Below are 20,216 nucleotides of genomic sequence, written 5' to 3'. Positions count from 1 at the left end.
CACGAAGGGGACCAGATGGACGACTTTAGTTTTCCGCATAGCGGAAAAGTTTACCACAGTATTGACGCGGACGTTATCGATCGTTTAGATGTGTTTCAAGACGCATAATTCTTCCCGAGGAGGGATGTCGTGAGACCAAGGAAAGACCGCACCAAGGACGCCGAGAGACAGGACCGCGATTTTGTCACGGCGTTGGCGCGCGGCTTGGAGCTGTTGCGGGCCTTTCGGCGGGAAGGGGAAGCTCTGGGGAATGGTGAGTTGGCCGAGCGCACTGGCCTGAGCAGATCGACGGTCTCCCGGCTGGCCTATACACTGAACAAGCTGGAATACCTCAGCTACGACCCGGATACAGCACGTTATCGACTGGCCCCTCCAGTGCTTTCGTTGGGTTTCTCCTGCCTTGCAGGGATTCCGCTGCGGCAACTGGCGAAGCCCTTTATGCAGGAGCTGGCTGATTACACAGGCATGCCGGTGGCCATGGCCAGTCGTGACCGGCTATCGATGGTCTATCTGGAGCGGTGCAAGGGCACTAATGCCGTCACGCTGGCGATCGAGGTTGGTGCCCATATTAAACTGGCCACGACCGCGGTTGGTCGCGCCTGCATAGCGGCGCACGACCCGGATGAGCGGGCCAGAATTCTGGCCCTTGTGGAGGAACATGAAGGCGACAACTGGCCGAATGTGCAGCCCGGAATCGAAGCAGCTATCGCAGACTACCAACAGCACGGTTACTGCACGTCCTTCACGGAGTGGAAACGTGATGTGAACGCTGTAGCGGTGCCCTTCGTGCCGAAGGACGGCTCACCCATTATTGCCTTCAACTGCGGTGGCCCTTCGCAAACCCTTACGCGCGACTGGATCGAAAGCGACGTCGCGCACCGCCTTGTCGATCTTGTCCGCCGCGTTGCGGCGGTCGCACCCTGAACAATAGAGAGCATCATGGCCCTTGATAAAGATACCCTTTCCCAGTTTCTCGACGCGCTCGACCGCTTCGTGAAAGAGCGACTAATCCCTTACGAGGATCGCGTCGCCGACGAGGATGTGATTCCGCCGATGCTGGTCGATGAAATCCGCATGATGGGCCTTTTCGGCATGTCGATCCCGGAAGATTTCGGCGGGCTCGGCTTGTCGATGATAGAGGAAGTGCAAGCCGCTTTCGTTCTTGGCCAGGCTTCGCCTGCGTTCCGGTCGCTAGTTGGCACCAACAACGGGATCGGCTCTCAGGGAATCATCATCGATGGAACCGACGAGCAGAAGGCGCAGTATCTACCAGCTCTCGCGTCCGGAGATATGATCGCATCCTTCGCCCTAACCGAGCCAGATGCTGGGTCGGATGCTGGCAGTCTGCGCACTACGGCGCGGCGTGACGGTAACGATTTCCTTCTGAACGGCACGAAACGCTACATTACCAATGCACCGCGTGCCGATCTATTCACGGTTTTTGCCCGGACCAATCCAGAGGCGGAAGGTTCTGCCGGCGTAAGCGCCTTTCTCGTCGAGGCAGGGACGCCAGGCATAACGCTTGGCCAGCCTGACAGGAAGATGGGGCAGAAGGGCTCGCACACATGCGACGTCATCCTTGACAATGTCCGCGTGCCTGCCGCGAACATTATCGGCGGGCCGGACCGTCTGAACAAGGGCTTTAAGACAGCAATGAAAGTCCTTGACCGGGGCCGACTGCATATTTCTGCCGTCTGTGTGGGCGCCGCCGAACGGCTGATCCGTGACAGCCTATCCTATGCGATGGAACGCAAACAATTCGGTGAACCCATCGCTGAAAAGCAACTGATCCAAGCCATGCTGGCTGACAGTCGCGCCGAGGCCTTCGCAGCGCGTTGCATGATCGAAGAAACAGCACGCCGCAAGGACGCTGGTCAGAACGTGTCGACTGATGCTGCCTGCTGCAAGATGTTTGCCAGTGAGATGGTAGGTCGAGTGGCCGATCGCGCAGTGCAAATCCACGGCGGTGCAGGATACATGGCCGAATATGCGGTCGAGCGCTTCTATCGCGATGTGCGTCTCTTCCGCATCTACGAGGGGACAACCCAGATTCAGCAAATACTGATCGCGCGGAATATGATCCGCACTGCAGCAGCTTAACAGGAGCGAAGACAAACTATGGACTTCAATTTCCTTTCCACCCCGAGGATCGTCTGCGAGAGCGGTGGGCTTGGCCGGATCGGCAGCCTGATGCAAGATTTGTCTTGCACCCGTGCGCTGGTCGTGACGGACCCGGGCATATTGGCCTGTGGTTTTGCGGACGAGGCAGCCGCCTCACTTAGGGCTGCTGGCATCGAGGTTGAGATTTTTCATAAAGTCGAAGCGGACCCCCCGATCGCTGTCGTCGAGGCCGCGGTAGAGGTCGCGCGGGCCTTTGGTGCTGACGGAATCATCGGACTTGGCGGCGGCAGTTCACTGGACACTGCCAAGGTCATCGCAGCGGCGGTAGCCAACGATCAACCGATTACGGACATGATCGGGATTAATCAGGTCACCGATAAACGCTTGCCACTGATCCAGGTGCCAACCACGGCAGGGACCGGATCAGAGGTAACATGGGTGTCCGTGCTGACTTCGGAAAGCCACGAAAAAAAAGCGGTATATGCACCGCAGCTTCTGCCTGACGTTGCCTTGCTAGATGCAAAGCTAACATTGGGAATGCCTCGTCACATCACAGCGGCCACGGCGTTAGACGCAATGGTTCACGCCATTGAGGCAGTAACCAGTCGCACCAGAAAGAATCCCATTTCCGATGGAATGGCGGACAAAGCGCTGGTGCTTCTCGGTCAGAACTTACCAATCGTCATGGAAACGCCTTCGGACCTGTCAGCGCGAGAGGCCATGCTGTTGGGGGCGACACTGGCTGGGATGGCCTTCATTAATGCCAGCGTGGGGGCGATTCATGCCTTGTCATACCCACTTGGAACAGGTTTCAAGGTTCCTCACGGGCACGCAAACGCTCTGGTCGCAGGACCAGTGATGAGGTTCAACATGCCCGTTGCAGAAGCTGAATATGCTCGTCTATCGCGGTTACTACTGCCCTCGCGGCCTTTCAACTCTGATGCGGCTGCGGCCCATGGCCTGATCGACGAGATGGAACGGATGCTAGTCGAAAGCGGACTTGAGTCTCGACTTTCTGGTGTCGGAGTGACCGAGGCAGCCATTCCCGGAATGGCTAATGAGGTCGTGACCGGTATCACGCGATTGCTGGAGACCAACCCGCGCGACATGACAGCCGAAGATGTGTCGCGCCTCTATCAGGAGGCGCTTTGATGGCTGGCTCATTGGACGGGATCAAGGTGGTCGACCTCAGCCGCGTGCTGGGCGGGCCTTACTGCACCCAAATGCTTGCGGATCATGGCGCTGAGGTCATCAAGGTGGAGCCGCCTCTGGGCGACGAGACCCGCAGTTGGGGCCCGCCTTTCAATGATGAACTCAGCGCTTATTTCTCTGGCGCCAACCGCAACAAGCGGTCCATCGCTATCGATCTGCAGCAACCGGAAGGGCGCGACCTGATTTTGCGGTTTCTTCAGGATGCGGATGTTTTAGTTCACAATTTTAAGTCTGGTACTCTTGAAAAATGGGGGCTTGGTTATGCTGATGTTCTCAGGGCACGTTTTCCTAGACTGGTACTCTGCCATGTGACTGGATTTGGTTCCGATGGCCCACTTGGCGGTTTTCCCGGCTATGACGCCGTGGTACAAGCTATGACGGGCCTCATGAGCATCAACGGCAATCCCTCCGAAGGCCCGACACGCATGGGTACGCCCATCGTGGACATCGGCACCGGTCTGATCGCCTGTAACGCTATTCTCGCCGCACTTTTGGAACGGGGCCGGTCCGGATTGGGCCAAGCCATCGAAGTGCCGCTATATGATTGCGCGATCAGCATGATGCATCCCCAAGCGGCTAATTCCCTCATGTCCGGACAGATACCAATGGCGACCGGCAATGGGCATCCAAATATCGTACCATACGACATGTTCGAAACAAGTAATGGCAAACTCTATCTGGCTATCGGTAACAATGGTCAGTTCGCAAAACTCTGTGACGTGCTTGGCCTACCTGAGGTGCCCTGCGATCCACGATTTGCCGACAATGCCGCGCGTCTTGCGCATCGGTCAGAGATGACAGAGGTCTTGTCAGAGTGCCTGGTGCAACATGACGCCTTCAAACTTGAGCCGGTGCTTTTGAAAGCTGGGATTCCCGCCGGAGTCGTTCGGAATGTGAATGAAGCGTTGGAGCATCCACACACCCGACATCGCGGCATGGTGGTATCAGTTGGCACCTACCGCGGCACCGGCGTGCCAGCACGCTTGTCGCGTACCCCCGGAGCGGTTCGCGCGGCACCGCCTCGCTTCGGGCAGCATAGTAGGGAGTTGCTTAGCGAGGCTGGACTGACAGAAGCTGAAATCGATAGATTGACTCAAGCGAATATCGTTCGAGAAGAACCGCGGATGCGCGAGACGACCTAAGCCGAAATTTCAGCTCAAGCGGACGATCGTGAAAAAGTTCAGGGAGGCCAAGATGGAAAGACTGCTCATATCACCGGACCGGATACCCGAATGGATTCCCGGCACGACTACGTTGGACAGTTCCGGGTGCAACTGGAACGGCATTACCCTGAAGGGCTATCGTTATGAGCGACAAGACGCGGCAATTCCCCCCATGCGCGACTATATGATTGTTGCATATGATGGCGCGCCAACCACTATGCGCCGCACGAGTGGCGGCCCATGGCAAAGCGCGCGCGTAGAGAAAGGTAGGATTTCCTTGCTCACGCGTGCAGAGGAATCCACTTGGAGTTGGTCCGAGCCTATCACGGTTAGACACGTCTATCTCAGTCACAGTGAACTCGAAAACACGGCCCTTTCGGTCTTTGATCGTGACCCGAAGTCCATTGAGATCAATGATTGTCTGTCTGCGAAGGACCCCTGTATCCTGAACTGCATCCAATTGCTAGAGAATGAGCTAAAGAACGGTGGAATCGGCCAGAGATTGATCATCGACGCCCTGCGCATCCAGATCGCCGTTCACCTTCTGCGTCAGTACGCCAAGGTCTCTTTGACCAGCGACGCAAACTCGAACTTCAGCCCTGCTCAAAGGCAGAGAATCATCGATCTCGTTGAAAGCTGCTTAGGTGAAAACCTCAGTCTGGAAGACATGGCCGCATCTATCGGTTTCAGCCAGTTTCACTTTTCGCGTCAGTTCAAGGCGGAGTTTGGGTTGGCACCGTATGCATATGTTTTGCGCAAGCGAATATCGAAGGCCCAGGAGATGCTGAGAAAGGGTAATGCCCCCCTGAAAGTGGTCGCGCTTGACTGCGGTTTTGCAGATCAGAGTCATTTTAGTCGAACTTTTCGAAAAATGACAGGCGCGACCCCCGCCGAATTCCGGCGCATGGCATAATGACCGGAAAACTATTCCTTCCTATCGCTGTCACGCACCAGAGACAAAGAAATGTTGAGCCCGTAACGCTGCAATGAATGTACCAGAAACAGAATTTAAACCACGATTTGCCTTCGAACGCAGGATTTTCTTTGGCGACTGTGACCAGCTGGGAATCGCCTTTACTGGCCGGATTACGAATTTCGCGCTGGAAGCGATCGAGACTTTCTGGGACGATTTGCTTTCAGGCCGGGGCTGGCTTTTTCTACTCACGGAAAGAAACACGGCCATGCCTTTTGTCTCTATGGACCTACAATTCCATGCGCCGGTGAAAGCAGGCGCGAACCTAGCATGCGAGGTCTATGTGGTCCATGTCGGGGAAAGTTCAGTTGGTCTAAAAGTTGTCGGCCGTCAGCATGACTTGATTTGCTTCGAATGCGAAACGAAGTCAGTTTTCCGAGATGCTTCAACATTTGGTAAAGTCAAAATTGAAAGCTCAATTCGGCAGATTTTGCTCGCGGAAGTGGGTTCGGAAAATCAAACAGTGAGCTAGGCCTGTAGGCTTTGGAGACAGCAAAGCCTGTGCAAAACGATCTCATGTAAGGGAACACAAGAAAAAGCCAGAGAAAGGGAAGCCCGGGTGCCGGGCTTGAAAGGATAGAGAGAGGCTCTTCCGGGTCCGGCGTGACAAGGACCCTGACCATGGCCAAGACCACAACCCGCCCGAAACCCGCCACTGCGAAGAAAACCGAAGCCACTGAGTTGTCCGTGCCTGGCGGCGGGACCGACATCCGGATGATCCCGCTCGACCAGTTGGAGCCGAGCCCGCTCAACGTTCGAAAAGTTGCGGCCAGCGCCAGCGACGATGCTGAGCTCCTCGTCAGTATCCGCGAGACCGGAATTAAACAGAATCTGGTGGTTCATGCGCTGTCAGAGACACGTTTTGCAGTCGATGCCGGCGGTCGTCGCCTCAAGGCGCTGAAGCAGCTCGCTGAGGACAGCGTCATCCCCGCCGATCACCCCGTGCCCTGCCTCGTCGATGATAAGCGCAACGCCATCCTTACTTCTGCAACTGAAAACCTCCAGCGCGCGGCGATGCACCCCGCCGACCAGTTCGAGGCTTTTGAGGCGATGATCGCCGAGGGCCGCAGCGAAGACGAGATCGCGCTCAAATTCGGCGTCTCCGTCGACCTGGTGCGCCGCCGCCTCAAACTCGCCCGTGTCGCGCCCGAGATCATCGAGCAGTTCCGCGCGGGTGATCTGACCCTTGAATGCGTGATGGCTTTCACACTGACCGACGACCATGATCGCCAGCTGGCGGTCTGGAACGCAGTGAAGGGCGGCTATCACATCCATCCGCAAAGCATCAAACGCCATCTTACCGAGACCGCCCATTCGGCGAACTCGGCCATCGGGCGCTTTGTCGGCATTGAGGCCTATGAGGCGGCGGGTGGTGTTCTGCTGCGCGATCTCTTCGACGACCGCGCCAGCGCCCATATGGAGAACCCCGAACTCCTAGAGCGTCTCGCCATCGAAAAGCTGCAGGCTGCGGCGAAAACCTTCGAGGGAACGTGGAAATGGGTCGAGGTGCATCTCTCGGTGGATTACGGCGCGTTTCGCAGCTTCGGGCGGGTCTATCCGCAGGACATCGACCCCGATCCGGACCTGCTCACCGAAGAAGAACGTCTCATTGCGCGCGAGGAAGAACTGGCGGCGAAGAATGACGGCGAGGACTGGACGGACGCGGAGACGGAAGAATATTATGCCATCGAGCCGCGCCTGCGCGAGATCGAGGCCCTGCAACGCGAACGGCAGCCTTACGCGGACGAAGATCGTGCCATCGCGGGCGTGGTTCTGACCATCGGTCATGACGGCGCGCTGCGTGTCGAGAAAGGCCTCGTGCGGCCAGAAGATATCCCCGCTGCGGTCGTCCCGAGCGAAAATAGTGCTGACGCGGGTGATGCCCCGTCTCCTGTCCGCCCGAACGTGACGCCGCCAACCTCCTCGACACCGGTGCCCACCTCCGACCCGGCCGCGACCTTGCGCAAGGCGAACGGGATTTCGGCGAGCCTCGCCGACGATCTGCGCGCGACGCGTCAGCATATCCTTCGGGCGCATCTGGCGGCGGATTTCGAGGTGGCGTTCGATGCGATGCTCTACGCGCTCTGCGAGCAGGCTCTGGGGCGGTCCTACAACAACGAGGCGCTCGATATCTCGATCCGGCCCTTCCAGGCGCAGAACCGCGAGGTGCTGCATTCGGATACTGTTGCCCAGAAGATGCTCGAGGCGCTGGAGCAGGGCCTCGCCACCGACTGGATTACGCTGGAGAAGCCCGAAAACTTCCGGGCGATGTCGGCGCTGCCCATTGCCGCCAAGCAGGCGCTTTTCGCCTGGGCGACGGGTCTGGCAGTCAAGCCGCAGCTTTCCTCCGACAATCGCCCCTCCCCGATCATCGAGGAGATCGGCGCGCGTCTTGACGTCGATGTGGCGGCCTGCTGGCGCCCGACTGCTCAGAATTACTGGGGTCGGGTCAACAAGGGGCATGCGGTCGCTACCGCGCGCAAGCTCATTGGCGACGATTACGCCGAAGATCGCAATCGCGAGCGTAAGGGCGATATCGCGGCCGCGATGGAGCGGGCCTTCGCGGAAACGGCCGGCGAGACGGAAGGGTTCGACGCCGCAACGGTTGTCAGGACGACGCGCTGGCTGCCCGACGGGATGGTGTTTGCCGGTGCGGCGGAGGCTGTTGCCGACATGGCAGGCGAAGCGCCGGAGACCGAGGAGGGGGATGTGTCCGCCGAAGATTCTCTGAGCGACGCCGAGAGCGATGAACCGTCGTCCTTGCCCGCCTTCCTCAGCGAGGATGCGGCTTGACGAGCCGCACGCTGACCTGATCACGACATGAGCCTTGGGCCGTCCTCACATCGAGGGCGGCCCTTTCCGGCTGACGGGTTACCAACAGCCGATATCGGATCGGCGGGCCCGTCCCGGAGATATCCCATGACCACCACACTTGACCTCGATCCCGTTAAGGAAGCCGCACTCGTCGCTTCGCAGAATGACGCCTTTCGTCGCTCTATCCTTGGCAATATCCTCGTCACCGATGCCCCGCAGGGCCAGTTCGTGATGACCCGTGGCGTTGCAGCGCTTGGGCCCGATGCCCAGCTTGCTCTCACCCGCAGCGTGGCTTCATTTGACGCGTTCAACGCTGACAGCGACCCGCAAGGATGGCACGAGATGGGCGTCATCGACCTCGACGGCACGAAGGTCTGGTTCAAGATCGACCTGTACGACGTCGACTACACCTATGGCTCGCCTGAGCCCTCCGATCCTGATCAGACGCGCCGGGTCCTGACCCTGCTTCTGCCGTCGGAATACTGACGCCCCTTTTTCACCGACATCGCCACGGATCGCCCTTGCACAAAGGGCGGTCCTTTCGGGCTGGCGGGTTCCAAGGGGCGCGATGATCGTGTCCGGCCTGCCGCAGGAGACCAGAGATGGCCAAGACACTCGACTACCAGATCACCCTCTATCCCGCACATCGCGATGGCGCCTTCGTCGTCACCCAGTTCCAGATGCTGGCGAACTACCCCGAAAAGCGCATCGAGGCCGCGGGCATGGATGATCTGATCGACCAAGTGACGCAGTTCGCGATGGAGCACGGCGAGAGCTGCAGCGCCTCGGTGCGCTGCCTCGCTCCGCGCAAACCGCCGGGGTTCAAGCGCGCGACCGAGAATTTGTATTTCAACCTGGTTGACCGGACGGCTGAGAAACGCGGCGACGCTGCGGCCTGAAGCCCCCCAAAGGAAACCTCCGGGGCGCGGCCTGCAAGACGGTCGCCCTCACCCTCCCTCAATTCCAAAGGACCGAAGATATGACACAAGCAAATGATTTCTACGCGCAGATGCTCGAAGCCCAGAGACGGGCAGCCGAACAGCGGGTCGAGACCCGCGCGGCGCTTCTCACCGAACTGCGCGGCCTCGGCGTGACCGGCCTCGACGTGCAATATGAAGGCTATGGCGATTCCGGCAATGTCGAGGAGGTCGTCGTGACGCCTGACACGATTACCCTGACAGAAGAGCTGCGGCGACGGGTCGAAGATTTCGGCTGGGACTTTGCCTATGCGCTGAGCCCTGGCTTCGAAAACAACGAGGGCGGCTATGGCGAATTGACCTGGGCGCTCGAGACGGACAAGATCGATGTCAGCCACTCGAACCGCTTCATCGAGACCGACACCACAGAACATGAGGGGCTCTGACATGGCACATCCTCTCCACCACGCCGAAAGCTCGGCCCGTAGATTTGGCGGTGTTCCAGATGATTACCAACATGTGCATGACTGGTTTGACTCATCTAAAGAGCACCTAGGTCTCTTTGTTCACAGAGCCCAAAAACATCATACGGTCGGGATTTATGATGCCGAGCGGGTGTTCGGTCGCAGCCTGATCAACAGCGCGGGCCGGGTCGTTCCGATCCGCTGGATCGGCGAGCAGCATGTGCGCGAAGACTGCCAGGGGCGTATCCCGTCACTGGCTGACTGGCTCGGACGCATACAACCCGAACCGTGGATGGCCAATGGCCGGATCGACAACGACCCGACGCAGATCGGCAGCGATCCGCGTGCGGCCTGGGTCCAGGCGGTTGCGGGTCACCAGACCATTCTTGGCTTTGAGGATTGGCTTCTCAAGGTCTCTGTCGAGCACGTCCAGCATCGCCAGAATCGCGCCGCCGCCTGATCCGCCGGGCGGCAAACTCACCAACCATCTGATCCCATCCAGATCGACCCGCCTGCGCCACAACCGGCTTGGCGGGTCGATTGCGTTTCGAGAAAGGACATGGACATGCAAGATCCCGTCTACGAGGAGGTCCACCAGGGCCACACGATCAAGATCTACCACGACCCCGACGCTGAGGACCCACGAGAGTGGTGCAACCTCGGTACGCTGATCTGCTGGCACCGCCGCTATCGGCTGGGTGACAGCCATCAGTACGACAGCCCTGAGGCGTTCCTGCGCGATCTTGCGGGCGTCTCGGATCAGAGCGATCTCTCGATGGATCGTCTGCGGGACCGCGCCGAGCGGAAGGCAATCATTCTGCCTGTGTTTCTCTATGACCATTCCGGTCTCGCGATGAACACCGTCGGGTTCCACTGCCCGTGGGATTCTGGGCAGGTCGGTTACGTCTACGTGACGCTCGAAGCGGTCCGAAAGGAATTCGGTGTAAAACGCGTGACCAAGGCCCTGCGCGAACAGGCTGTAGACATCTTACGTGGTGAGACCGCCGACTACGATTCTTACCTTGGTGGGCGTGTCTATGGTTACATCGTCGAACAGGGTGGCGAGGAGATCGACGCTTGCTGGGGGTTTGTTGGCGCCTATGAGACGCATTGTTTGCCGGAGGCGCGGAATGCCGTTCCTCGGTCCGATCCCCATGCGCCACCCGCGACCGGTGCATTGACCGCATATCCATAGAATAACTCGCCGCCACACACCGGAACTATGGGCAGCACCCGATCGCGGACATGCATTGCTGCATTGCAGAAAAGTCATAGCCCGCCCATTGTGCGACTGCAGCATTGCTCCTATGTTCGCTCTTGTGATCGGTTCTCTCCTCCTCCCTGAGCCGATCCGGAATAATCGGCGGCATCCACCTCCTCCCGGATGTCGCCTTTTTATTTGCAGATCCCCATTCTGAGCTCTTGCGATTTCTCCTCGTTGACCATTCGGTCCCCGAGCTTGCTGTGTGTCGGGTCCGTTTCGCTGGAGGTGCCCAAAATGCAGGCACGGCCGTGTCCCAGCAGCCTGGCATGGGTTTGCGCGACAACGCCCACAGCGTCATCCCCAGATTTTGTGGATAAGTTTTCGCTGCCAAGACTTCAGTTTTCGAGGCCATGAAAGAGTGAGAGACAGGGCGGGAGGGGTGACCCCTCCCGGGTGAGAGAGTGCACGCGGGGCTCGGGGCCAACCCTCAACCCCGGAGATTGCCGATGAACGCTCACCCCCATTCCGTCCAACTTGCAACCGAGCCCGAAGCCCCTGCCCTGCCGGATGCCCCACGCTTCGCCCAAAACCTGATGCAGGCTGCGAAAATCCTCGTCCCCGTTTTCGAGGCAGGCAGGTCCATCGACGCCGCCGCACTTCGCGCCGCGATGGAAGATGCTTGCGGTGCCAGTGACACAAGTGGTGCCTGGGTCTGGAAAGACGCCTATGAGGCGGCCGAGGTCGCCCAAATCCTTATACTCTCGCGCTACGGCGCGCTGATGCAGCGTCAGGCACTGTCGCCGCAGGCCTTCCTCACCATGATCGAACGTTTCACGGCTCTGGCCCCGTCTCACACGCGCCGCTCCGAAGACAGTATCCGTCTGCAACAGTTTTCCACGCCTTTGCCCCTCGCGGCCATCGTCGCGCAGGCCGCCGGGTTTCGGGACGACGACCTGATGCTCGAGCCGTCGACGGGCACGGGCATGCTGGCCATCTTTGCAAAGATCGCTGGTGCACGGTTGGCGCTGAATGAACTTGCCGACACGCGCCGCGCCCTACTGGGGCAGTTGTTCCCCGATGCCGCCGTATCTGACCACGATGCTGCCTCGATCGACGATCGTCTTGATCGCTCGATCACGCCCTCGGTCGTGGTGATGAACCCGCCGTTTTCCGCTGCCAACCATGTCGAGGGCCGGTTTAGGCAAGCGACCAGTCAGCATGTGCTTTCCGCCCTGGCACGCCTCGCGCCTGGTGGGCGGCTTGTCGTCATCACCGGCGAAAGCTTCCGTCCCTCTTTGAAATCCTTCCAGTCGACATTTCAGCGGATCGGCCAGAGCGCCGATGTCGTGTTTTCGGCCCCCATCGACGGCAAGGTCTTCGCACGGCATGGCACCACGATCGACACGCGGTTGACGGTAATCGATAAGCGCGCGGCTGGTGCTGAAGAGACCGCACCGGCTGATATTGACGCCGCCTATCATCCGATCTGCGCGACCACGAGTGATCTTCTCTCCGTAGTACTCGCCCATTGCCCGGAACGCCGCAGCCCCCCGCCCTGCCCCACCACATCGGCCCTTTCGGTCCCGTCTCAGCCGACCCGCACCAACCTCCACGCCCTGCGCAACGCAGCACGCAAAGAAACCCGTGCGCTCGCCGAGGAACGCGCGAAGCATCCGTTCGACGACATCGAGACGGCCCCGCTCGACTACTTGCCAAAAGCCTGGAGCGAACCCTATGGCACGTTGCAGGACACGGTCTACGAGGTCTATGACCTGCAGGCGATCCGGATCGACGGCGCGGCGGAGCATCCGACAGCACTTGTGCAATCCGCCGCCATGGCCTCGGTGCCGCCGCCCGTGCCGAGCTACCGCCCCGTTCTGCCGAAGACCCTCGTTCGAGACGGTCTCCTCTCTGCGCCGCAGCTCGAAAGCGTGATCTACGCGGGCAATGCGCATCAGACGCATCTCAAGGGCTGGTTCAAGCGCGGCGAGATCGAAGGCCAGCTCATGGCAGCGGCGGAGGAGGACGAAGGCGCCTTTCGCCTGCGCAAGGGCTGGTTCCTCGGCGATGGCACGGGCTGCGGCAAGGGCCGGCAGGTCGCGGGCATCATCCTCGACAATTGGCTGCAAGGACGACGCCGCGCGGTCTGGGTCTCGAAGAGCGACAAGCTCATCGAGGATGCGCGCCGCGACTGGATGGCGCTTGGGGGGCGTGAAAGCGATATCGTGCCGCTCTCGAAATTCCGCCAGGGGAGCGATATCCGTCTCCCAGAGGGCATCCTCTTCGTCACCTATGCCACCCTGCGTTCTGCTGAACGCGACGGGAAAGCCTCCCGCCTCGATCAGGTGACGTCCTGGCTTGGCGAGGGGTTCAACGGGGTCATCGCTTTCGACGAAAGCCACGCCATGGCGAATGCCGCCGGCGAAAAGTCCGACCGCGGCGACAAGAAGGCATCCCAACAAGGCCTTGCTGGCCTCGCGCTGCAAAATGCCGTTCCCGATGCCCGGGTGCTCTACGTCTCAGCGACCGGCGCGACGGTGGTCGGCAATCTCGCCTATGCCTCCCGTCTCGGGCTCTGGGGCACGGGTGATTTCCCTTTCGTGACGCGGGCCGAGTTCGTTGCCGCGATGGAGGCCGGGGGCATTGCTGCCATGGAGATGATCTCGCGCGATCTGAAGGCGCTCGGGCTCTATCTTGCGCGGTCCCTCTCCTATGCCGGGGTCGAATACGAAATGCTGGTGCATGAGCTGACGCCCGCACAGATCGCGATCTATGACAGCTATGCCGATGCCTACCAGATCATCCACACCAACTTGGAGGCCGCCCTTCAGGCCTCGGGTATTTCCTCCGAGACCGGTACGCTGAACCCCCAGGCGAAATCCGCTGCGCGCTCGGCCTTCGAGAGCAACAAGCAGCGTTTCTTCAATCATCTCATCACCGCCATGAAATGCCCTTCGCTCATCCATGCGATCGAAGCGGACCTGGCCGCGGGGCATTCGGCCGTGATTCAGGTGGTCTCGACCAGCGAGGCGGTGATGGAACGGCGCCTCGAAGAGATCCCGCCCTCGGAGTGGGACGACCTGCAGGTCGATTTTACGCCGCGCGAGAACATCATGGACTACCTCATGCACAGCTTCCCGACGCAGCTCTTCGAGCCCTACTCCGACGAGAACGGCGACCTACGCTCGCGTCCCGCCCTCGATGGTGATGGCAATCCGATTATCTGCCGTGAGGCGGAGCGGCGGCGGGATGAGCTTGTCGAGCATCTCGGTGCCCTTGCCCCGGTGCAGGGCGCGCTCGATCAGATCCTGTGGCATTTCGGGGGCGATGCGGTGGCCGAGGTCACGGGGCGCAAGCGGCGCATCGCGAGGACGCGTGAAGGGCGGCTCAAGGTCGAGAACCGAGCCGCCTCCTCCAACCTCGGCGAAACCCAGGCCTTCATGGATGACGCCAAGCGCATCCTGATCTTTTCTGACGCCGGTGGCACGGGGCGCAGCTACCACGCCGATCTTGGTGCAAAGAACCAGCGCCTCCGGGTGCATTACTTGCTTGAGCCTGGCTGGAAAGCCGACAATGCGATCCAGGGGCTGGGGCGTACCAACCGCACGAACCAAGCGCAGCCGCCGCTCTTTCGCCCCGTTGCCACAGACGTGAAGGGTGAGAAGCGGTTCCTCTCCACCATCGCCCGCCGCCTCGATACGCTCGGGGCCATCACCAAGGGGCAACGCGAGACGGGTGGGCAGAACATGTTCCGCGCCGAGGACAACCTCGAGAGCCCTTATGCACGAGCGGCGTTGCGGCAGTTCTTCTACAAGCTGCGCGCGGGCAAGATCGACGCCTGCTCCTACTCCAGGTTCCAGGAGATGACCGGGCTGACGCTCGATGAGGCGGATGGCACGATGAAGGAAACCCTGCCGCCGATCCAGCAGTTCCTGAACCGCTGCCTCGCGCTCCGCATCGACATGCAGGACGCGATCTTCGAGGCCTTCGGCGGGTTTCTTTCGGCGATAATTGAGGACGCGCGTCAGGCAGGCACCCTCGATGTCGGGCTAGAGACCCTGCGCGCCGAGAAGTTTGAGATCGTTGATCGCAAGGTCATCTTCGAGCATGAGGCGACGGGCGCGACGGCAACTGCGCTGACCGTGGAGCGTATCGATCGCAACGATCCGCTCACTCTGCCCCGCGTCAAAGCCATCTGCGCCGACACAAGAGGCGCGACGCTGTGCTGGAACAAGACCTCCAAACGCGCGGCCCTGATGGTGAAAGCGCCGGCCTTCATGGACGAGGATGGCGTGCCGATCTTGCGGGTGAAGCTCCTGCGGCCCATGGCGACCGAAATCCTCGCGCTGACCGAGTTCTCGAAGTCGCACTGGGAAGAGATCGATGATGCGATGTTCGAGCAGCTCTGGCAGGCCGAGGTCGACGCGGTGCCGGAGTTCACTACATCGAAGATCACGCTGATCTGCGGCCTCCTCCTGCCGATCTGGGACCGGCTGCCCGCCGACAACATGCGGATCTATCGTCTGCAGACCGAGGACGGGGAGCGCGCCATCGGCCGCTTGGTCAGCCAGGAACAGCTTCTCAATGTCTATGCGCGCCTTGGTCTCGACTGCCAGATTGAGATGACGCCGCAGGAGGTGTTCGGCGCGGTCATGGACGCGAAGACGACCCTCAGCCTGCTTGGGGGCTACCAGTTGCGTCGCTCTCTGGTCATGGGACAGCCGAGGCTCGAGCTGATCGGAGCGTCGGGCGCGGCACTGCCCGCATTGAAGGCCTTGGGCTGTTTCACCGAGGTGATCCAGTGGAAGACGCGGGTGTTCATCCCGGTGGATTGCACCGAGGTGCTGGCGCGGGTCCTTGCCGCGCATCCGGTTGGCGCAAGCGCAGCGGATGCAGCCGCATGAGCGCGCGGCGCAGCATCGCAGACCTCTCGGCTGATCTTGCAGACCGCGCCGAGAGTTTCTGCCGCCAGTATTTCCCCGAGGGGTCCAAGCAGGGCAACTATTGGCAGGTTGGCGACACTTCGGGCGCAAAGGGTCAGAGCCTCGCCATCCGGCTGCAAGCTCAGGGTGGGCGCAAAGCCGGATCTTGGACCGATTTCGCGACCGGTGAGTATGGCGATCTGATTGACCTGATGCATGAACGGCTTGGTTCGGTCACGCTCAAGGAAACGCTGAGGGAGGCCCGGTCCTTTCTCGGCGAGGCCCCCTGCCCTTCCTTACCTTGTGACACCCAAAGGGCTGAGTGCCCCGATGCTGCCTCTAGCAAACGCATTGCGCGGGCGCGGAAGCTCTTTGCCGCTGGCAAGCCGGTTCTCGGCACCTTGGCTGCCACCTATCTGCAGGGGCGCGGGATCACACGGCTGGGTCCGGCGCTGCGTTATCACCCGCGGGTTTTCCTGCGGCAGGGCGAGGACGACGCCGATCCGCCGCAAAGGGCCCCTGCCCTGCTCGCGAAGATCACCGACAATCGGGGCCAGATCACCGGCTGCGCACGCTTCTATCTCGACCCGTCCACCGGCGGTTTGGCCGAGATCGAGAGCCCGAAGCGGATCCTCGGACAGCTGCACGGCCATGCCATCCGCTTCTGGTCCGGCAAGGCGCGCAGCGATCTCATCGTCGGTGAAGGTCTCGAGAACACCCTCTCGGTCGGCACGGCTCTCTCCGAGTTTGACCTCGCCTCCTGTCTCACTGCCACCCATCTCGGCCTCTTCATCCCGCCGCCGGGGATCAAGCGTATCTGGATCGCGCGGGACAATGACGAAGCGGGACGAACCGCATCACTGAGACTGCGTAACCAACTGGAATCGCTTGGTATTGCCTGTGGTGGTCTCGTGCCAAACATGGGCGATTTCAACGACGATCTGCGGGCATTTGGCAAAGATGCGCTGCGCCGGTCGTTGCTTGAGGCCATGAAAGTACAAGGTCTGGAGATCGAGGACGGGTGAGCGCCAGCCCCATAAGTGACGTCCGACAGGGCAAAGGTTCCGCGGGTTCGATCTGAACCCGTTTGGAAAAGAGGAGCGATGGACCGGCGGGTCGGAGCAGAGTGCTCCTCGCCCGGACAGCAATGCGCCCCGCACCAGAAAATTCCCCTGAGCCTTCGGCTCATTCCTCGCGGGAGCAATTTTCCGGCCCTGGGCGCATTCTCCGCTGCGCTCCGATCCTGACGGATGCGGCCCGGTCGCCGCCGGTCCTGTTATCGCCCCATCCAAATCGGGTCAGATCAATCAGAGGAACCAGACAATGCCCCATCAGACAGACATCCCCGAGGAAACCGGCGTAACCTCCGCCATCCTCGACCACCTCGCACTTCATGGCGCAACACCAGGACCCGGCGAGACCGATCATCGCCCCCTGCCCCAGCCTGACGAGGTCGAGCTCGCCATGGCGACACTTTTCGACACCACTATCGGCCTCCTCACCGGCAGCCAGTTGGAAGACAATCTCGAAGAGATGCTCTGGTCCCTCACCTCGATCTTCCATCGCCGGCTTGCCCATATCCAGAAGCTTCTCGACGATAACGAATTCGAGGTCCGGGAAAGTTTGGCCATCCAGGACGGTTCCGAGGTCGCTTCGGTTGAACTGGAACGCCTCCAGTTGATCGGGCTTAAGCTCTGGGACCATCGCGACGCTTTCGAGCAGATGCGCGATCTGGCCGTGGACCACTTCTCGGCCGCCACCGGTTCACCCTGGCTGCCCCGCACCGGATCCAAGGTCTCGCATCGCGGTCTCACCTCCGCCGTGGTGGACAGCCGGGCCTATCTCTCGGCCAAGCGGCGCAAGGAGACCGAGGTTCACTGCCCCGAAGGCACGCGGATCGCCTTCTCGGGCGGGGACTATCACGCCTACGACCTGATCTGGTCCGTCCTCGATGCCACCCATGCGAAATACCCAGACATGATTCTTTTACACGGCGGCACACCAAAAGGTGCCGAGATGATCGCTGCCCGCTGGGCAGATACCCGTGGTGTCACGCAGGTGGCGTTCAAACCCGACTGGAAGAGCCATGGCAAGGCTGCCCCCTTCAAGCGCAACGACAAGATGCTCGAAACCATGCCACAGGGTCTGATTGCCACGCCCGGTTCGGGCATCACCGAGAACATCGTCGACAAGGCCCGCAAGCTCGGAATCCGCATCAAGAGGATCGGGGCTTAGGCCCCGGTTCACGCCCCGCGCAAGAGGTCCTGTACGACGGAAGGCTTCTTGGCGATCAATGCCAGCAGAACCTGTGCTGGGCCTGTCGGGTGCCGGCGCCCGTGTTCCCAGTTCAGGAGCGTACCTTTCGCGACGCCAATGCTCTTGGCGAACTCGGCCTGGGACAGGCCCGTCCGTTGCCGGACTTCGGCGACATCGACCTCCGCCACGGACACTTCATGCACTTTGGCGTCGGCCAAATCGCCATTCGCGAAGGCCAGAGCCTCTTCGAGGCCCTTGGATACAGATTTGAATGCACTCATTTTGCGTCGATGCTCCTTGGCCACGGCTGTTTTGCTGGGGCAGTAAGATACTTCGGCTTGAGCAACTAGCTATGGCCGTAGGTAAGATTAACCTTGCAAATCTTCCGTATCGTGGAGTAATTGCAAGGTATGTACAAACGCAAGACCCAACAATTCGTTCAGTCTTCCTTGGAGAGCCAAGCGGCTGTGGTCCTTCTCGGCCCCCGACAGGTCGGAAAGACAACACTTGCACTCGACATCGCATCAGAGCGCCCATCTGTCTATCTCGACCTTGAGCGTGAGGCGGACAGGCAAATCCTGACTGAACCAGATCTCTATCTGGACGAACAGGCGGGCAAACTCGTCATCCTCGACGAGGTGCAGCAGATGCCTGACCTCTTCAGAACCTTGCGCGGCCAGATCGATCAGCGTCGGCGGGCCGGGTTTCGGACGGGACAGTTCCTGCTATTGGGATCGGCTTCCAATATCCTCTTGCACCAAACGGCGGAATCCCTCGCCGGTCGTGTTCGATATGTTGAAATGCCCCCCTTGCAGCCTGACGAGGTGGGGGCCGATCAGTTGAACTTGCTCTGGCTGCGCGGCGGCTTTCCCGACAGCTTTCAGGCCGCGAGCGATCGGGCAAGTATGGACTGGCGTCTGGATTTCCTGCGCACCTATCTGGAGCGAGACATCCCTGCCCTCGGACCTCGGATTCCGGCAGCGACCTTGCGGCGGTTCTGGACGATGCTTGCGCATGTCCAGGGCGGCCTTCTGAACGCCGCGGCCCTTGCCGAGGGATTGGGCGTGTCCGGCCAGACCGTTGGGCGCTACCTCGATCTGCTCGTCGATCTCATGCTGGTGAGACGCCTGCAGCCCTGGCACGAGAATGTCGGCAAGCGTCTGGTGAAATCGCCAAAGGTCTATGTGAGAGACAGCGGCATCGTGCATGCGCTGTTGGGCATCGGCACGACAGAAGGCTTGCTCGGGCACCCGGTCGTCGGTGGCAGTTGGGAGGGGTTCTGTATCGAGGCGCTTCTTGCTGCCGCCCCTTTAGGCACCGAACCTTTCTTCTATCGCACTTCGGCCGGTGCTGAACTCGACTTGGTTTTGCGTTTGCCAAGCGGCGACATCTGGGCTGTTGAGATCAAACGGACGACTGCACCAAAGGTTTCGAGAGGATTTCACACAGGGGCCGAGGACATTGGAGCCAACCGAAAGCTCCTGGTCTATGCCGGTGAGCATGAGGTCCCCGTCGCGAAGGACATTCGAGCGTTACCACTGGCACATGCAATCGAGTTGTTGAGCGCGCTATGACCTCGTTTTTATCTCTGGCTCAGGACACTTCCATTGGTCTGAGGATAACAGCGACACGCGAAGAATCTCAGAGCCAGGTCTGGCCATTAGTCGGGCACCAGAGCGGATGAGTGTCTGGCAACTCGATGGTATCTGGACGCCTGCATCTCCGAATGCGAACGCAAACGCCCCTGTGATGCCACGGAAGGATGGGCGAATGCTCTGCCGTTGCCATCGATTTGTGATCTGACGGCTTTGGTCTTCGAAGAGTCTTGAAGTTTGGATGGACGAGAAGACAATCCCTACTCCTTGCGGCATCTCTCTCGTCTGTTCCCCTACTTTCCTTCATGGCCACCGCACTTCTCCCTTTGTCTGAGTTGCATGACATGCTGGTCGCAGCTGTCGTCCCGTCCACAAAGGTTGTCGCCGATCTTTTTCCCCTGACCCTGCGGGTCATTCCGCGCGGACCAAAAAGACCGGCGCCTGCCCCTCTCCGCTGCGCTCCGCCTTCGGTGTGGCCGGGCCTTGGCCAGCTGCAAGGTGACCATCATTGCAACGCAAACAAGGAGAAGAGCAATGACCACGAACTGCATCAAATTCACCAGCGCCGACATCGA

At 60.3% G+C, this 20,216-nt stretch carries 17 protein-coding genes; 16 read left to right on the top strand and 1 reads right to left on the bottom strand.

Features of this window, described 5'->3' with window-relative positions:
* The first annotated feature begins 129 nt into the window (after window positions 1–129).
* The 15 genes from MHM88_RS20865 to MHM88_RS20795 all read left to right on the top strand — a co-directional run bounded on the left by MHM88_RS20865 (window position 130) and on the right by MHM88_RS20795 (window position 18,025).
* Window positions 130–924, top strand: a complete 795-nt coding sequence (locus MHM88_RS20865; protein ID WP_009804224.1) for an IclR family transcriptional regulator — start codon at window positions 130–132, stop codon at window positions 922–924.
* A gap of 15 nt (window positions 925–939) precedes the next feature.
* Entirely contained in the window at window positions 940–2,100 is a 1,161-nt protein-coding gene (locus MHM88_RS20860) for an acyl-CoA dehydrogenase family protein (protein ID WP_007120593.1), read from the top strand.
* Between the two features lie 18 nt (window positions 2,101–2,118).
* Window positions 2,119–3,273 (top strand): iron-containing alcohol dehydrogenase, encoded by a 1,155-nt coding sequence (locus MHM88_RS20855; RefSeq protein WP_007120592.1) that lies wholly within the window; start codon window positions 2,119–2,121, stop codon window positions 3,271–3,273.
* Window positions 3,273–4,475 carry a CaiB/BaiF CoA-transferase family protein gene (locus MHM88_RS20850; protein ID WP_007120591.1) on the top strand — a complete coding sequence of 401 codons (1,203 nt, stop codon included), beginning with the start codon at window positions 3,273–3,275 and terminating at the stop codon, window positions 4,473–4,475. Before MHM88_RS20855 ends, MHM88_RS20850 begins: the two co-directional genes overlap by 1 nt.
* Before the next feature lie 52 nt (window positions 4,476–4,527).
* Window positions 4,528–5,409: an AraC family transcriptional regulator gene (locus MHM88_RS20845; RefSeq protein ID WP_232272173.1), complete on the top strand. Its 882-nt coding sequence runs from the start codon at window positions 4,528–4,530 to the stop codon at window positions 5,407–5,409.
* 73 nt (window positions 5,410–5,482) lie between these two features.
* The gene (locus tag MHM88_RS20840; protein ID WP_007120589.1) at window positions 5,483–5,941 is read left to right on the top strand and encodes a thioesterase family protein; all 459 of its coding nucleotides are present in this window, start codon (window positions 5,483–5,485) and stop codon (window positions 5,939–5,941) included.
* A gap of 149 nt (window positions 5,942–6,090) precedes the next feature.
* A complete protein-coding gene (locus MHM88_RS20835) occupies window positions 6,091–8,262 on the top strand; it encodes a ParB/RepB/Spo0J family partition protein (RefSeq protein ID WP_009804227.1) in 2,172 nt (723 codons plus the stop codon).
* A 126-nt stretch (window positions 8,263–8,388) separates the two neighbouring features.
* Window positions 8,389–8,769: a DUF3768 domain-containing protein gene (locus tag MHM88_RS20830; RefSeq protein ID WP_009804228.1), complete on the top strand. Its 381-nt coding sequence runs from the start codon at window positions 8,389–8,391 to the stop codon at window positions 8,767–8,769.
* Window positions 8,770–8,885: 116 nt separating this feature from the next.
* Window positions 8,886–9,182 (top strand): hypothetical protein, encoded by a 297-nt coding sequence (locus MHM88_RS20825; protein WP_009804229.1) that lies wholly within the window; start codon window positions 8,886–8,888, stop codon window positions 9,180–9,182.
* 80 nt (window positions 9,183–9,262) lie between these two features.
* The gene (locus MHM88_RS20820; protein WP_009804230.1) at window positions 9,263–9,646 is read left to right on the top strand and encodes a DUF6878 family protein; all 384 of its coding nucleotides are present in this window, start codon (window positions 9,263–9,265) and stop codon (window positions 9,644–9,646) included.
* Window position 9,647: 1 nt separating this feature from the next.
* Window positions 9,648–10,124, top strand: coding sequence for a hypothetical protein (locus MHM88_RS20815; RefSeq protein ID WP_037930962.1), 477 nt, complete (start codon window positions 9,648–9,650; stop codon window positions 10,122–10,124).
* A 105-nt stretch (window positions 10,125–10,229) separates the two neighbouring features.
* Entirely contained in the window at window positions 10,230–10,859 is a 630-nt protein-coding gene (locus tag MHM88_RS20810) for a hypothetical protein (RefSeq protein ID WP_037931030.1), read from the top strand.
* 515 nt (window positions 10,860–11,374) lie between these two features.
* Entirely contained in the window at window positions 11,375–15,772 is a 4,398-nt protein-coding gene (locus tag MHM88_RS20805; RefSeq protein WP_239368744.1) for a strawberry notch-like NTP hydrolase domain-containing protein, read from the top strand.
* Complete coding sequence (locus MHM88_RS20800; RefSeq protein ID WP_008335668.1) at window positions 15,769–16,815, top strand: toprim domain-containing protein; 1,047 nt, start codon at window positions 15,769–15,771, stop codon at window positions 16,813–16,815. Before MHM88_RS20805 ends, MHM88_RS20800 begins: the two co-directional genes overlap by 4 nt.
* 298 nt (window positions 16,816–17,113) lie before the next feature.
* The gene (locus MHM88_RS20795; protein WP_009804234.1) at window positions 17,114–18,025 is read left to right on the top strand and encodes a DUF2493 domain-containing protein; all 912 of its coding nucleotides are present in this window, start codon (window positions 17,114–17,116) and stop codon (window positions 18,023–18,025) included.
* Window positions 18,026–18,033: 8 nt separating this feature from the next.
* Here the strand turns inward: MHM88_RS20795 and MHM88_RS20790 are convergent, their stop codons facing one another.
* Window positions 18,034–18,327, bottom strand: coding sequence for a DNA-binding transcriptional regulator (locus MHM88_RS20790; RefSeq protein ID WP_008335665.1), 294 nt, complete (start codon window positions 18,325–18,327; stop codon window positions 18,034–18,036).
* Window positions 18,328–18,456: 129 nt separating this feature from the next.
* Here MHM88_RS20790 and MHM88_RS20785 point away from each other — a divergent pair, with 129 nt between their 5' ends.
* Window positions 18,457–19,620: an ATP-binding protein gene (locus MHM88_RS20785; protein ID WP_008335662.1), complete on the top strand. Its 1,164-nt coding sequence runs from the start codon at window positions 18,457–18,459 to the stop codon at window positions 19,618–19,620.
* The last annotated feature ends 596 nt before the right edge of the window (window positions 19,621–20,216 follow it).

Source organism: Epibacterium sp. MM17-32 (genome assembly GCF_022348205.1).
Lineage (GTDB): Bacteria > Pseudomonadota > Alphaproteobacteria > Rhodobacterales > Rhodobacteraceae > Epibacterium.
The sequence above is the reverse complement of the archived record's forward strand: the minus strand, read 5'-3'. Positions and strand labels throughout refer to the sequence as shown.